Below are 14682 nucleotides of genomic sequence, written 5' to 3' on the forward strand. Positions count from 1 at the left end.
TTTTTATGCTGCATCAACTCTTCGATAGGCTGAGGCAATTTCCTTGGCTTCGGTTCACGATACCACTTCTGTTGGGTATCGTGCTCGAAGGTATTGTTCCATCTCAACAGCATTATCTGCTGCCTGGTATTGCCCTGGTATTTCTATTTCTTGCTGCATTTCTGCATCCTTGGCAAGGGTATTCCAATAGATGGATTGTAGGGGTGGCCATCAACCTATTTCTGTGTGCCGGCGGCTACTGGCTTGCTGTGGAAGCGAGGGAAGAACCGCCTTACCCCGATAATTATTCCGGTTTTTTTATTTTGAAAATCCGGGAGATGCCGGAGGAAAAGGAACGCAGTTTTCGGCTGAAAGCCTACCTGGTGAGTGAACTTAGAAACGATTCACTTTACTTTGTTGGGCAAGAGATACTGCTATACATTAAAAAGGAAAGTCGAGCAGCAAACCTAAAGCCGGGCGATGAAATGTTGGCAAATGTGCGCTTGCAAAAGCCTGCTAATGCGCTAAATCCCGGAGATTTTGATTATCGCAACTACTTAGCGGTTCATGGAACTTACTATACTGCATTTCTAAACCTTTCCCAAGCGAAACTGTTGCCCAAGAGCGGTGAGTTTAGCCCAACTATCTTTTTAAGAAACCTGCGTGGACACCTTATCCAAAAACTTCCTGATTATGGGATTACGGGTAACAACTTGGCCATATTTTCGGCACTCACCCTTGGCTATACTGGGTATCTCGATACCGAAACGCGCAACGACTTTGTGGCATCTGGGGCTATGCATGTACTCTCTGTATCGGGATTGCATGTGGCAATTGTCTTTCTTTTATTTTCTTACATGCTTGGGTTTACAAGTCGAAGTATACGATATGTCAGGTCAAGGGCTATTATCGTAATAATATTACTTTGGATTTATGCTTGTTTAACCGGGTTACCTCCGAGTGTTCTTCGCTCAACCATAATGTTCTGCATTGTGATTGGTGCGAGGGTTTTTAAAAAACGCTCAAACATATACAACTCTGTGGCCATCTCGGCTTTTTTACTCATGTTATTTGATCCACTCGTAATTTACGACATTGGTTTTCAGCTATCCTACATGGCATTGCTCTCTATTGTTTATTTTCAGCCCATACTGTTGGGCCTGTTTCATTTTAAAATTCGGATAATTCAAAAGGCATGGGAGTTAACTGCTGTTTCCTTTGCTGCACAAATTGCTACTACACCCATCTCTATTGCCGTATTTGGACAATTCCCTATCTATTTTTGGGTATCAAATATCTTTGTGATATTCCTTTCAACTATTCTACTATATGTTGCTGCCCCCTTTGGATTGCTTGCATATTTTGTCCCTTTTGTCGGGAAGTTGGTTGGTCAAGGACTGTCTTATTTGCTCGACGGACTAAGGTACATCACCAATTTTGTGGAACAACTACCGGGATCGGTAGTTACGGGGTTGCATTTAAACGCAATCCAGGCTATGTTGCTCGTTTTTGCAGTTATAATGGTTGGATTTTATCGGGAATCACGACAAAAGTTGTGCATCGCCCTTGTTCTTGCTTCCATTGGAGTAGTTATTTTGATCGATTCAATGAGCATTATAAATCATAAGCAGCAGCAGGTGGTTGCTATTCTTTCCGTCCGCAATGGGAAAGCCATAGCCTTTATTCAGGGACAAACAGCTACGGTTTTGTGGAGTGGAAAAGTGATGGATAGTGTGTCTATTGGCAATGCGCTGCGTGCTCCAATGAAATACTATAGAATAAAAAAGATTAACCTTCTTCCGCTCGAAAATTTAAATGATACAATTGGGTTTCCATTGTCTGCTTCAAGTATTGCTGGCGAAAGTATTCTCATTATTTCGTATGGAGGGAAACTGGTTGCTATCCAGAAGAACAAGCCAAACTTTTACCTCAAAAAACTTCCTTTGAATGATCGGCTGGAGGTTGATGTCCTTTACTCCGATAATTATTACCTAGGTAAAATTGCCATGAATGTGATTCTTCCAAAGACGTTGGTTTTAGGTAAATTGCCATCACAACAATCGCTAGCCAATGCACCGCCAGCCGAGTTGTGGCCACTTCCGTCAAATGGTGCTTACTTGCTGTCCATCAAACATTAAAAAAAGCGGGAATTATATTTTAATATTGACTGGTTGTATTACATTTGACCCTCCATTATCTTTTCTATTTCTATGAGAATAATTGTTGCCGGTGCTGGCGAAGTAGGTGTGCATCTTGCAAAGATGTTAAGCAACGAATACCACGATATCGTCGTAATTGACTCGGAAGAGGAGTTGCTGCGATCATTGGACAGCGCCGCCGACGTTACAACTGTAAATGGATCGGCTACAAATATCAGTGCGTTGAATGAGGCGGGAATCAAAAAGGCGGACCTGTTCATTGCCGTTACCCATTTTGAGGAGACAAACATTATTGCTGCCATCTTAGGCAAGCGGTTAGGGGCCAAGAAGGTAATTGCTCGTATCGACAACTACGAGTATCTAGAACCCAACAACAAGGAGATTTTTCTTAACTTAGGTATCGATTATCTTTTTTATCCAGAAAAGATTGCCGCTCGGGAGATCATCGGGCTCCTTGGCCAAACTAGCTCTACCGAATATGTTGATTTTAGCAATGGAAAACTTTCGCTCATTGTTTTTAAACTTGAAGAGAACGCTCCGGTAATTGATAAAACCTTACTTCAGGCAACGCGCGAAAACGGGAAACTCGAATACCGTGCCGTAGCAATAAGTAGGGAAGGGGAGACCATTATTCCTCGGGGTAGCGATCAGTTTAAAGCCGGTGATATGGTTTATGTAATATCCAACCAAGCCGGTATTAAGGATATGCAAACCTATTCGGGTAAAACCAATATCGATGTTCATAACCTTATGATTTTGGGGGGAAGTCGGATAGGGAAGCGTGTTGCAATGGAGCTTGAGAAGGAGGCTAATGTGAAACTTATTGAGTTTGACAAGGAGAAAAGTATTCAACTTGCCCAGGTGCTCCAAAATACACTCGTTATCCATGGGGATGGACGAAATACCGATCTATTGTTAGAAGAGGGACTTCGCAATATGGATGCTTTTGTGGCGGTTACAGGAAATTCGGAGACCAATATTCTTTCGTGTATGCTTGCTAAGCGCATGGGGGTTAAGAAAACTATTGCCGAAATTGAAAACCTCGACTACATCAAACTTGCTGAGAGTGTTGGTGTCGATACCGTTATCAACAAGAAACTTATAACTGCTAGTCGAATCTTTAGATTTACTATGAGCACCGATGTTCAGGCAATTAAATGTCTTACTGGTTGCGAGGCAGAGGTGATCGAATTTATTGTGAAGCCAGGTTCTCCGATTACAAAGGGACCAATCAAGCACATTAACTTCCCCAAAGATGCGATTATTGGCGGTGTGGTTAGGGGTGATATGGCTCTTATTGCTAAGGGTGTAACCGAAATTAAAGCTTACGATAGGGTTGTCGTTTTTGCTCTGCCATCTGCTATCAATCGAATAGGGAAGTATTTCAACTAAGTAATACCTCGATTTAAGGGAGCGTGAATCTGTAAATTAGTATTCATTCTTCTTTTCAATTCCTTTACGTATCAGCCATCTGGCGTTTTCTTATTCTTCCAGATATCTGATAACGATTACTTACTGTCAGTTTTTCTGGATTATTACGTTCCATTGATCTCATCTTTAAATAGGTCTAAATAACAATTGTGCAAATATCTAGTATTCAGATAGACTTGCATTGCAAAAAGCGATAGATTTACATATCTATTTGATTTCCTTTGTTGAATCTTTGTGCAAACATAACTTATCTGACTATGAAAAAGCCCTCTTTAATTTATCTACTTCTTTTGCCTTTTGGCTTTTTTATGGCTGCTGGTTTTTTTATGGTTGGATGCAGGCACGATGCAGACCTTAGCGATTTACCTCCAGTTTGTTTCGATTCGGAGGTGCTGCCCATCTTCCAATCCTCTTGTGCCTACTCTGGTTGTCATAGCTCTTCTTCGGCAGCTTCAGGTGTAGTCTTGGATAGCTATGCCGAGATCATAAAGCACATTAGTAAAGGAAATTCAAGAAACTCCTCCGCTTACAAAGCCATACTTTCGAGTTGGGAACCGATGCCTCCCGATAGGCCATTGCCCAAGGAGTTACGCACAATAATTAGGGTTTGGATTGAGCAAGGAGCTATGGAAACTTTATGCGACACGGTGGGGCAGGGCAAACCTCCTGTATATTTAGCCTGTTTTAAGAGAGATGTGCTACCCGTTATGGTTTCGAGTTGCGCCATGAGTGGCTGCCACGATGCCTCCACCGCAGCCGAAGGGGTTCGCCTATACAGCTATCAAACTGTAATGCAATCGGGTGTTAGTGCTTTTCAGCCCAGCAATAGCAAATTGTATAGGGTAATATCTAAGGCTCCCGGCGATGGAGATATTATGCCTCCATTCCCAAATTCGAAGTTGCCTCAGGCGGTAATTGACAGCATCTCTCGGTGGATTCTGCTCGGTGCAAAGGATGAGAGCTGTGCTACTCCCTGTGATACACTGAGCACCATAAACTATACAACGCATTTGGTTCCCACTCTTCAATCCAGCTGTGTTGGTTGCCATTCCGGTGGAAGTCCTTCTGCTGGCATACTGTTGACTAACTACACGGAGGTTGTGGCCTCCGCAAATTCCGGTAAATTGATTCCTTCGGTAAATAGAACAGGTACATTTCCCATGCCTCCTTCCGTTTCCTTAACCAAATGTCAGATTCGACAGTTTGAAATATGGAACCTTAATGGGAAACCCCAAAACTAAATCATCATGAAGATAAATAGCCTACTTCTTGTTCTTATTTCTGTTGTCTTTTGCTCGTGCTACAATGATAACATGGAGGAACTTTATCCTGAACTATCCAGTGGTTGCGATACTACAAATGTGACTTATTCCCTTACGGTAGCTCCCATTCTCAACAACTATTGCTTAAATTGTCACAGCACCAGTGCGGCAAATGGTTCGGGTGGCGGAATTAAGTTGGGTAGCTTTACCGATGTAGTTACTTATGAAGCCAACGGGAAACTTCTGGGTTCCATCAAGCATTTGGGCGGTTACTCTCCAATGCCTAAGGGCGGTGGGACACTTTCCGATTGTAAAATTCGACAACTCGATAAATGGATCGAAAAGGGTGCCAAAAATGATTAGCCTCATTATGAGTGGCGTCAATTATTGCAAGGTTTTTTGCTAATAGAACTTTAAATTGTCCAAGATGATACGCACTATACTACTTGCTCTTTTTTCCTTCATTGTGCTGCCAACTATGGCACAGGATTTAGAGGATTTGCTCGATAAGGAGGTAGGGCCACAAACCGATTATACCTCAGCCACCTTTAAAACTACTCGAGTTGTCAACTTCCATTCCGTAGAGCAAATGAAAGCTGGCCAGCTGGATTTTCGTATTAACCACCGCTTTGGAAAGGTGAATTCAGGATCCTATGAGTTTTGGGGCTTGGATCAAAGTACCATTAAGTTATCCCTCGAAATGGGTGTTACCGATTGGCTTATGCTTGGGATGGGTCGAAGTTCTTACCAGAAAACCTACGATGGGTTTTACAAGGTTCGGCTGTTCCGTCAGAGTTCAGGTGCTCGAAATTTCCCTGTATCCATCAACTATTTCTCGAGCATTCACTATAATTCGCTTAAGTGGGATAACCCAAACCAAACGAATTACCTCTCTTCTCGGTTTGCCTACACCCACGAGTTGATGATTGCTCGGAAGATGAATGAGCGAATTAGCCTCCAATTGGCCCCGATGGTGATGCATCGAAACTTGGTACCCACTGCGGTTGAACCCAACAACCTTTGGGCAACATCAATTGGCGGTAGAGTGAAGTTGACAAACCGCTTCGCCTTGAATGTGGAGTATTGTTACGTTTTGCGACCTTTAACACAGCGCACGGATATTACCTACACTAATCCGCTTTCTTTTGGAGTGGATATAGAAACCGGAGGTCACGTGTTCCAACTCTTTGTCTCTAATTCCATTGGTAATTCCGAAAATCATTTAATTGGTGAAACTACGGGAAAATGGAGCAAGGGAGATATTCACTTTGGATTTAACATTTCTAGGGTATTCTCTGTTTATCGTAATAAATAAAACTTAGCGCTATGAAGTACTTCATTGTTTCCCTGCTAATGCTAACCAGCTTTTCTGTGGTTGGACAGAGTAAGTATATTACGAAGAATGGCTATATCGATTTCTTCTCGAAATCGTCTATGGAGGATATTTCTGCTAAAAACGAGCAGGTAAGTAGTATTTTAGATACCGAAAACGGAAAGGTTGTTATCGCAGTACTCATGAAGTCCTTCCGATTTGAGAAGGCTCTAATGGAGGAGCATTTCAATGAAAACTATGTAGAAAGCGGCAAATTTCCTAAAGCATCGTTCTCTGGTAGCATTGTTGATTACCATGCAGATGCTTTTAAGGAGGGGGTGGCCACCAAGGTTAAGATATCTGGTGATCTAACTATTCATGGTGTTACAAAACCAATCCTTGCTGAGGCAACGATAATTAAGACCAAAGAGGGAATTAATGCCGAATCTCAGTTTGTTGTTAAACTGAAAGATTTTGACATTGTTATTCCGGCCCTTGTTAAGGATAAGATTAGTGAAGAGGTTAAGATTTCGGTTAAGTTTAACTATTTACCCTTAAAGAAATAGTCATGCGAAATAGGTGGAAGATAATACTCAGCCTGGTTCTGGTTACAGCCGTTACGGTTTCTTTATACTCCTACTATCTTTATAATAAGCCGCATGATGATATGGCTCAACAAGCTGCGGAATTCAACCTTACGGCACAGACGCTTATCGATGCTTTTGCTACCGACGAAGTAGGATCAACCGCTAAGTTTAGTAATAAGATAGTTGAGGTCACCGGTGTGGTTGCTGCCAAATCGCAGGGTTCCGGTGGTAGCGTTTTAATATCCTTAGGGGATGTAATGAGTGGCGTTAGCTGTGCAGTGGATAGTGCCGATGTTGCTCCGTATAAGGAAATTCTTGATAAAATGGCAGAGGGTGATTCTGTGACTTTCCGTGGACGTTGCGATGGAATGCTTACAGACGTGCAACTATCGCGATGTGTGCCTATTAGTAAATAAGTTCGCCTAATCCCTGTCGGATTATTTCGATCTCATCGCCACTGCAGTCTACAATGGTGGATGGTTCGTTTCCTCCATACCCGCCATCAATTACGCAATCGACCACTGACGTAAATCTTTCGTGAATGAGTTCTGGATCGGTTGTATACTCTAATACTTCGTCCAAATCTTTGATCGAAGTATTCACTAATGGAAATCCAAGTGCTCTAGTTATTTCTACTGGGATATCGTTGTTGGGTATTCTCAGTCCAATGGTTTTTCGTTTACCCGAGTAGCTATCGGGTACCTTGCCCGATGCCGGAAGAATAAAGGTGAACGGACCTGGCAGGTTTTTCTTTAGTAGCTTAAATGTCGCATTATTCACACGGGCATAATCGGCGAGGTTGCTTAGGTCAGGACAAATTATGGAGAACCTTACATCCTTGATCTTACTGCCTTTGATTCGTAGAATTCGATCGAGCGCTTTTTTACTACGTATGCTGCACCCTAAGCCATATACCGAGTCGGTGGGGTAGATAATCACACCATCGTTTTGCAGTATTTTTACCACAGCAGCAATTTCCCTCTCGTTGGGGTTTTCGGGGTATATCTTTATCAGCATAGGATGTAAATAAACAAGAGGCAGAGCCATGGCTCTGCCTCTTGTATTGGTATTATCCGTTTACCTTGTTGTAATCTTCGAGGAATGTCTTGAGCCCGCTATCGGTAAGCGGGTGCTTCAACAGGCCGAGAATAGCGCTTAGTGGGCAAGTAGCCACGTCGGCACCGGCTTTAAGGCACTGAATGATGTGCATGGTGTGGCGAACCGAGGCTGCCAGAACTTGTGTGTCGTAACCGTAGAAGCTGTAAACTTCCACTATCTCCTTGATGAGGGCAACGCCGTCGGTGGAAATATCGTCGAGACGGCCAATAAATGGGGACACAAATGTAGCACCGGCCTTAGCAGCAAGTAATGCTTGTCCTAAAGAGAATACCAGTGTGCAGTTGGTGCGAATACCGTTATCGGTAAAATATTTTAGAGCCTTGATACCATCTTTGGTGCAGGGAACCTTAACCACAATCTGAGGATGAAGAGCGGCAAGTTCCTTACCTTCTCTAATCATTCCTGCGAAATCGGTCGCAATTACTTCGGCGCTGATATCGCCACCGGGAACTATGTTGCAAATATCAACGTAGTGTTGCTTAATATTTGCTTCACCTTTAATTCCTTCTTTAGCCATCAACGATGGGTTGGTGGTTACACCATCCAAAACGCCTAGATCCTGTGCTTCCCTAATTTGGTCGAGGTTTGCTGTGTCAATAAAAAACTTCATAACGGTTATGAATTAATGTCTAAAACTAAACCGCAAATTTAGTATAAAAGATGGAACGATGCCTCAAATAGTTGAGCCATGATATAAATTCCGATGTATTTCTGAAAAAAAAAGGTTGAAACTCGGGCTATCGAACTGTGCCTATTGACATTAAGGCTGTATGGGGTGGGGTATTCGAAGGTGGGAGAAGTACAAAAAAAGTGGGTAAGCTACTTATATCGCATCGCTACAACTACTTACCCTTGCTACCTTCCGGTCCTGGGGGAGTTCAGCAGGAGCTGATCGTATAAGACTTACCCGGGCACAAAAGTAACAACAATTAAAGTTTTTCCAAATTTTTCGTGGGAATTTCTAAATAGTTATCTTTGTTATGGACATTTAATAATTTTAGCAATGGAAAATACAGAAACAAAAGGTAGCATCCTTCAGCCAGCAATGACTTACGGTCTGATTCTTAGCCTAGGAATCATCCTCTTTAGTGTTGTTACCTACGCAATGAATAACTTCAACCCGAGTATTCCTGTTCAAGCATTACAGTGGGCTATAATGATTGGTTTGGTTTATTTTGGACAGTATAAATATAGGAATGATAGCAAGGGTGGTTTTTTAACCTATGGACAATCGCTCGGCTTTGGAACGCTAATTGGTTTTTTTGCCTCAATCGTTTATTCGTTGTTCTTCATCGTTATGGTGAAAGTTGTAGACACGGAATATATCCAAAAAATGCTACAGGCAATGGAGCAAGCAATGTATGAGAAGGATTTGCCCGAAGACCAAATCAAGATGATGATGGATATGTATTCTCAAAAGATGACCATCGGTATGTTAATTGTTGGTTCAATTTTTAGTCTAACCTTTATCACTTTTGTTCTCTCCCTAATCACCTCCATTTTTGTAAAGAAGAGTGAGACCCCTTTTGGGAAAGACGAATTTAACGGTTAGTTATAACCAATGGATATATCAATTGTAATACCCCTTTTAAACGAGGAAGAGTCGCTGCCTGAACTACACGCCTGGATTCAGCGTGTAATGCACGCCAATAGCTACAGTTACGAGGTAATCTTCATCGACGATGGTAGTAAGGATCGCTCGTGGAAGGTTATTGAGCAGCTATCCACTACCGACTCCAATGTTCGAGGAATAAAATTCCGGAGAAACTATGGAAAGAGCCCCGCTCTTTTTGTAGGGTTCGAAGCTGCATCAGGCGATGTGGTTATAACCATGGATGCCGATCTGCAGGATAGCCCGGACGAAATTCCTGAATTGTTCCGCATGGTTAAGGACGAGGGATACGATCTTGTTTCGGGATGGAAGAAGAAGCGCTACGATCCGATCCTTTCAAAAAATTTACCGAGCAAACTTTTCAACGCAACGGCGCGCAAGGTATCTAAGATAAAACTTCACGACTTTAATTGCGGCCTTAAGGCTTACCGAAATGAGGTCGTTAAATCGATAGAGGTGTATGGCGAAATGCATCGCTATATTCCCATTATTGCAAAACAGGCAGGTTACACCAAAATCGGAGAAAAGCCTGTTCAGCATCAGGAGCGTAAGTATGGTACCACGAAGTTTGGCATGGAACGGTTTGTTAATGGCTTCCTCGACCTACTCACCATCACCTTTATGAGTAAATTTGGGAAGCGGCCAATGCACCTTTTTGGGACCTTGGGTAGCCTCATGTTTCTGTTTGGGGGCGGCATTACCATTTGGCTCATCATTGAGAAGTTTGTTGCAATTGCACAGCACCTAAAAGTTCGTGAGGTGTCTGCGCAACCACTCTTCTACATTGCGTTAGTGATGACCATTGTTGGTGTTCAGCTCTTCTTGGCAGGTTTCTTGGGCGAACTTATTTCGCGCAGTAGCACTGAACGGAACAACTACCTTATCGATAAGAAAATATAGCAGTAGCTCCATTATTTATAAGGAAACCCCGCCAATTCAGCGGGGTTTCCTTTTACCGAGTAGCGATTATTCTACTCGTTAACTTTTCGAAACTCTTTACCAGATTCGCCCAAGAGAACCGGGCCTTTTCAATTTCTGCCATCGACGACATGGTCTCAAATCTATTGTTTGTATAGAAGTCGTTTATGGCGTCGGCAATTTCGCTAGGATTTGGTTCCACCACATAGCCTACTTTTCCATGAGGAATTATTTCGCCCAAGCCCCCCACGTTGGTTACTAACATTGGTTTGTTAAAATAGTATCCTACCTGTGTTACACCACTTTGTGTGGCACTCTTGTAGGGTTGTACAATCAAATCGGCCGCACCAAAGTAAATGGGAATTTCCGAGTCGGGGATAAATTCGGTTCGTAGAACTATACGGTTCTCCAATCCAGCTTCCTTTATCAGGGCGTAGTAGTACTCCGACTCACAGTAAAATTCGCCGGCTACTATTAGTTTTACGGATGGATCTTTCAATGCGGGTAAAGCCATCGCTTTAAGGAGAAGGTCGAGCCCTTTGTAATCTCTTATGAAACCAAAAAAGAGCATATACTTCGAGTTCGCGTCTAGCTTCAATTTTCTGATGGCCTCCTCGCGGGGTACAATGGCACCGTAATTGTCGAAAAGGGGGTGGGGGCAAAACTCCACGGGTTTTTCCTTGTCGAAGCTATTAAGATCTGCTTCAACGGCACGCGACATCACCACGAATCCATCTACACTTCCAACGAAGTATTTGGCAAGCATCGTATCTCCAAGTCGCTTTTCGTGCGGGATAATATTATCTATAAGGGCTAGAATCTTGGTTTTCTTATTGCTTCGAGCAATTCGAGAGATGGTTCCCATGGAAGGAGCCATAAATGGGAGCCAAAACCGGAGAATGATCAAATCGGGTTGTTCGCGCTTTAGTCTCAACCCCAGTTTAATCCAACTGAAGGGGTTAATAGAGCTAAAGGTCCTGTAAATATCGATGTTTAGCGGCGCTGGTCGGTCCGAGAATTGCGACTTTCCAGGAAAAAGCAGTTCGGGGTATTGTGTTGTAAAGGTATGCATTACCACATCGTAACCTTGCAGCTGAAATTCAGTGGCTAAGCGTTCGTTATAGTTTGCAAGACCACCTCGAAAAGGGTGTGCAGGTCCAATTATTACCAACTTTTGGTTCATCGCTTATGTTATGAAATGCTATTTAGTTTTATGCTGAAGCTGTAGTCGTTCAAAAACAATTTTGTCGATTGGAAAAGTAAACACGTCTGCCGAGAGATCTTTAATATTCACCCACCTAAATGATTGCTTGCCATCGGTTCCCAACTCAAAATCGAATGGAACTGTTGACGCAGTAAACTCTTTTTCGTTCTTCAAATTTGCGGTGTAATATATGCTCAGCAACTGCGCATTGTCGAAGAATTGTGCTTGTTGAAAGAAGTCTGTCGTATAAAAATGCTCAACGTTTACGATTTCCATCCCCATCTCTTCCATAATCTCTCTTCGAAGGCATTCTATTGGTCCTTCACCAAACTCTAAACCACCTCCTGGAAACTTTGTCATTGGCATTCCGAGTTGATACTCATCAGTAATAAGCACCTCTTCGGCAGAGTTGAACATTACCCCATAAACTCTAACCACCATGCGAGAGATTTTCATTTTACAGGTATTCTTGCTGTTTTGGTATGTAAATATTCTGTAATTGCCTCCTCTTGAAGTGGCGAAAACCAAGGCATATCGTATTTTGAGAACCAAGTCAACTGGCGCTTGGCGTATCGGCGCGAATTGCGCTTTATAAGTTCGACGGCCTCATCCTGTGTTATTTTTCCATCGAAATGGTCGAAAAGTTCTTTATAGCCTACGGTGTTCAGTGCGTTGTTATGGCGCTGAGGGTATAGCGCCTTAGCCTCTTCGATTAATCCCTCATTTACCATCAGGTCTACACGCTGGTTGATGCGGCTGTATAGGATTTCTCTTTCCATCGTTAAGCCAACCAAAACGCTTTCGAATGATCGTTCGTTGCTAAAGTTATTCCGTAACTTGCTGTACGGTATTCCTGCCGTGATGCATACCTCAAGTGCTCGTAGGATTCGCTTGGGGTTTTTGAGGTCAACCTGGCCGTAGAAATCAGGATCAAGTTCCTTAAGCAGCGCCGAAAGGCTTTCAATTCCTTCAGCCTGAAGTTTATCCATTAGGCTTTGGCGTACTTCTTCGCTGGGAACGGGAATGTTATCGATACCTTTTAAAACGGCATCAATGTAAAGCCCAGCACCACCAACCATAAGCACTATGGGGTGAACTTCGAAAAGTTCGTTCAGCAGATTTACTACCTCGAGTTCGAACATTCCGGCGGTGAATCTTTCGTGGATAGACTTGTTTTGAACGAAATAGTGTTGCACGCTAAGAAGTTGCTCCTCTGATGGAACCGCTGTACCAATTCGCATTTCTCGGTATACTTGGCGCGAATCAGCTGAAATGATGGGGCATCCTAACTTTTGGGCGAGCGCAATGCTGAGGTCGGTTTTTCCAACCGCCGTAGGCCCAACTAGAATAATGAGAATCCCCTTTTTTTGCACTGCTATGCTATCTTTTCTTATTCTACTACAGTATCATCTTCGTAGCTGTTGATGCCCTCAAAATCGGACATTGCATCGCCAAAGATATTCGAACTGCTTCCGCCATCAACCTTGATTTGAACGGGTGGTTCCCCTTTCTCTAAAATGCAAGCAGGGAAATTTTTGGTTTCTGTTTCCTTGAATTTGCCTACGAGTTCGATAAATAGTGCCCGGTCGTTGAACATGTCGAACAGGTAAAGGATGCGCTGCTTTGGATCGGTTACAAATTCATCAATGGTGGCAACGTCCATAGGGGCGAGGGAAAGGTTATCTTCGTCCAGATCGAAAAGAGTAAGCTCTTTTACCATAATCCAACTTTGGTCGGTAATTTGAAAGCTGGCAATCTGGGCATTATCGTATTCAAGGTTTTTTTGAATTGCGAGATGGAAATCATAAAAGGTTTGAACCCCTTTAATTTCGAACTCTCTAACAAAACCCTCGACTTCGTTTGAGATGATCCGGAAACGGTATACCATTTTGTTATGTGTTATATGGTTTCTAAAAATTTCATAGTGTCGACACCGTCGGCAAAATCCCATAATTCGGGTTGCTGCGTCTGTCCAAAATTCACCCTTATAGGAACTTGCTCTATGTTACTTACTACGCATTGCAGCTGCTCAATGTTAAGGTTTAAAAACTGAATTATTTGTTCCAGTTCTTCATACTCTTCATAAAATAGCGTTGCAATGGGCGAGACAAAGGATGTGTCGCGCCTAAATAACATAAAACCGGTATCTAAGTGTGGCGCCAAGTCAATAAGCCAGAGTGCCCTATTGTAGCTGTAGTTGTTGGCATATTTACTGTGGTTTATAATGCCATTCCACGGCTCAATTGCCTCGAAAAGAGTTGCTAAATTATACCCTTTTGGCACAAATATCTTAGCTACATTGCGGCAGCCCAATCCAAAGTATTGGTAAATATCGTTGCCCAAAAGCGCAAGTTCTTCTTTCGATTCGTTGCCATTTAGAAGTGCTACCCCATTCCTGTTTTTTCGAATGATATGCGGATATTTGGCAAAATAATACTCAAAGTAGCGGGAAGAGTTATTACTGCCAGTGGCGATGATCGCATCGAATTGGGTGAGCCGGTCTTCGGCTATGGTAACCATTCCTTTTAGGCTGGGCTCCAGCTGTTCAAGGATATTTATAATCAAGGAGGTTAGGTCGGCATCTCGGCCCGAGAGTTTAATGAGCGCTCGATGACCACTAAATAGGCAACATAGGATATCGTGAAGACCAACAAAGGGAATGTTGCCTGCCGAAATTATTCCAATTGTCTTTGTATTATGGTCGCCTTGGTTTTTATGGTATCGAGAGGTAAATTCCTCAATCTTTTCGGGCGTAAGTGCAACTCCCCAAGCACTGTAACATTTCAGAACATTTCCCCTTGTAAACCAAGGGTTTTTGAAAAAGCTATCTTCAGCGGCTTGAACCAATAGCTGTGCATTTTCCGAAATTGAATCGGAAGGAGAGGCAGCTTGGCTAAATGCAAGGCCTAAGTTAACAATGGCTTGGGAAATTTTGTTTTTCATTTTATACTACAAGCCGCAAATTTAGTAATTTTTATATCCCTTTGTTACCCGTTGTGGATGCTTTCACCATAATGTTACGAAGATGAAGTTTTTTTGGATGAGTGATTCATTTTTTGAATTACCTCCACTGCTGTATCTCGGGGAAACGTATGACTA

At 42.7% G+C, this 14682-nt stretch carries 16 protein-coding genes and 1 other RNA gene; 9 read left to right on the forward strand and 8 right to left on the reverse strand.

Translation table 11 applies throughout. The annotated features are described in order from the left end of the window. The first annotated feature begins 5 nt into the window (after positions 1 to 5). From BLS65_RS00410 to BLS65_RS00440, 7 genes are all read left to right on the forward strand, one after another. A complete protein-coding gene (locus BLS65_RS00410) occupies positions 6 to 2117 on the forward strand; it encodes a ComEC/Rec2 family competence protein (RefSeq protein ID WP_092434058.1) in 2112 nt (703 codons plus the stop codon). Between the two features lie 72 nt (positions 2118 to 2189). Then, positions 2190 to 3530 carry a Trk system potassium transporter TrkA gene (gene trkA, locus BLS65_RS00415; protein WP_092434061.1) on the forward strand — a complete coding sequence of 447 codons (1341 nt, stop codon included), beginning with the start codon at positions 2190 to 2192 and terminating at the stop codon, positions 3528 to 3530. Positions 3531 to 3826: 296 nt separating this feature from the next. After that, positions 3827 to 4810 carry a c-type cytochrome domain-containing protein gene (locus tag BLS65_RS00420; protein WP_092434064.1) on the forward strand — a complete coding sequence of 328 codons (984 nt, stop codon included), beginning with the start codon at positions 3827 to 3829 and terminating at the stop codon, positions 4808 to 4810. A 6-nt stretch (positions 4811 to 4816) separates the two neighbouring features. Next, a complete protein-coding gene (locus BLS65_RS00425; protein ID WP_125869713.1) occupies positions 4817 to 5194 on the forward strand; it encodes a c-type cytochrome in 378 nt (125 codons plus the stop codon). A 64-nt stretch (positions 5195 to 5258) separates the two neighbouring features. Beyond that, positions 5259 to 6146 (forward strand): DUF5777 family beta-barrel protein, encoded by an 888-nt coding sequence (locus BLS65_RS00430; protein WP_092434071.1) that lies wholly within the window; start codon positions 5259 to 5261, stop codon positions 6144 to 6146. Positions 6147 to 6157: 11 nt separating this feature from the next. Beyond that, positions 6158 to 6709, forward strand: coding sequence for a YceI family protein (locus BLS65_RS00435; RefSeq protein ID WP_092434074.1), 552 nt, complete (start codon positions 6158 to 6160; stop codon positions 6707 to 6709). 2 nt (positions 6710 to 6711) lie between these two features. Next, a complete protein-coding gene (locus tag BLS65_RS00440) occupies positions 6712 to 7146 on the forward strand; it encodes an OB-fold protein (RefSeq protein ID WP_092434076.1) in 435 nt (144 codons plus the stop codon). Here the strand turns inward: BLS65_RS00440 and BLS65_RS00445 are convergent. From BLS65_RS00445 to ffs, 3 genes are all read right to left on the reverse strand, one after another. Next, entirely contained in the window at positions 7136 to 7747 is a 612-nt protein-coding gene (locus BLS65_RS00445; RefSeq protein ID WP_092434079.1) for an L-threonylcarbamoyladenylate synthase, read from the reverse strand. The genes BLS65_RS00440 and BLS65_RS00445 overlap by 11 nt on opposite strands. A 52-nt stretch (positions 7748 to 7799) precedes the next feature. Continuing rightward, on the reverse strand, positions 7800 to 8459 hold the full coding sequence (gene fsa, locus BLS65_RS00450; RefSeq protein WP_092434081.1) for a fructose-6-phosphate aldolase: 660 nt from the start codon (positions 8457 to 8459) through the stop codon (positions 7800 to 7802). A 205-nt stretch (positions 8460 to 8664) separates the two neighbouring features. Next, positions 8665 to 8758: signal recognition particle sRNA small type (gene ffs / locus BLS65_RS00455), an RNA gene on the reverse strand. Between the two features lie 94 nt (positions 8759 to 8852). On the opposite strand from ffs, the gene BLS65_RS00460 reads away from it, so the two are divergent. Together BLS65_RS00460 and BLS65_RS00465 are read left to right on the forward strand one after the other, a co-directional pair. Continuing rightward, positions 8853 to 9401: a DUF4199 domain-containing protein gene (locus tag BLS65_RS00460; protein ID WP_092434084.1), complete on the forward strand. Its 549-nt coding sequence runs from the start codon at positions 8853 to 8855 to the stop codon at positions 9399 to 9401. Between the two features lie 9 nt (positions 9402 to 9410). Further along, a complete protein-coding gene (locus BLS65_RS00465; protein ID WP_092434086.1) occupies positions 9411 to 10361 on the forward strand; it encodes a glycosyltransferase family 2 protein in 951 nt (316 codons plus the stop codon). 52 nt (positions 10362 to 10413) lie between these two features. Here BLS65_RS00465 and BLS65_RS00470 read toward each other — a convergent pair whose 3' ends face one another. Genes BLS65_RS00470 through BLS65_RS00490 form a run of 5 tightly spaced genes read right to left on the reverse strand, consistent with a single transcriptional unit; the run spans position 10414 to position 14526 of the window. After that, positions 10414 to 11562 carry a glycosyltransferase gene (locus tag BLS65_RS00470; RefSeq protein WP_092434089.1) on the reverse strand — a complete coding sequence of 383 codons (1149 nt, stop codon included), beginning with the start codon at positions 11560 to 11562 and terminating at the stop codon, positions 10414 to 10416. 18 nt (positions 11563 to 11580) lie between these two features. Then, complete coding sequence (locus tag BLS65_RS00475; protein ID WP_092434092.1) at positions 11581 to 12039, reverse strand: NUDIX hydrolase; 459 nt, start codon at positions 12037 to 12039, stop codon at positions 11581 to 11583. Continuing rightward, positions 12036 to 12956 carry a tRNA (adenosine(37)-N6)-dimethylallyltransferase MiaA gene (miaA, locus tag BLS65_RS00480; RefSeq protein ID WP_092434094.1) on the reverse strand — a complete coding sequence of 307 codons (921 nt, stop codon included), beginning with the start codon at positions 12954 to 12956 and terminating at the stop codon, positions 12036 to 12038. The genes BLS65_RS00475 and miaA overlap by 4 nt, the downstream gene beginning before the upstream one ends. A gap of 17 nt (positions 12957 to 12973) precedes the next feature. Next, positions 12974 to 13471, reverse strand: a complete 498-nt coding sequence (locus BLS65_RS00485) for an IS1096 element passenger TnpR family protein (RefSeq protein ID WP_170829947.1) — start codon at positions 13469 to 13471, stop codon at positions 12974 to 12976. 11 nt (positions 13472 to 13482) lie between these two features. Then, on the reverse strand, positions 13483 to 14526 hold the full coding sequence (locus tag BLS65_RS00490; protein ID WP_212590466.1) for a hypothetical protein: 1044 nt from the start codon (positions 14524 to 14526) through the stop codon (positions 13483 to 13485). Between the last annotated feature and the right edge of the window lie 156 nt (positions 14527 to 14682).

The sequence above is a fragment of the Williamwhitmania taraxaci genome (genome assembly GCF_900096565.1).
GTDB lineage: Bacteria > Bacteroidota > Bacteroidia > Bacteroidales > Williamwhitmaniaceae > Williamwhitmania > Williamwhitmania taraxaci.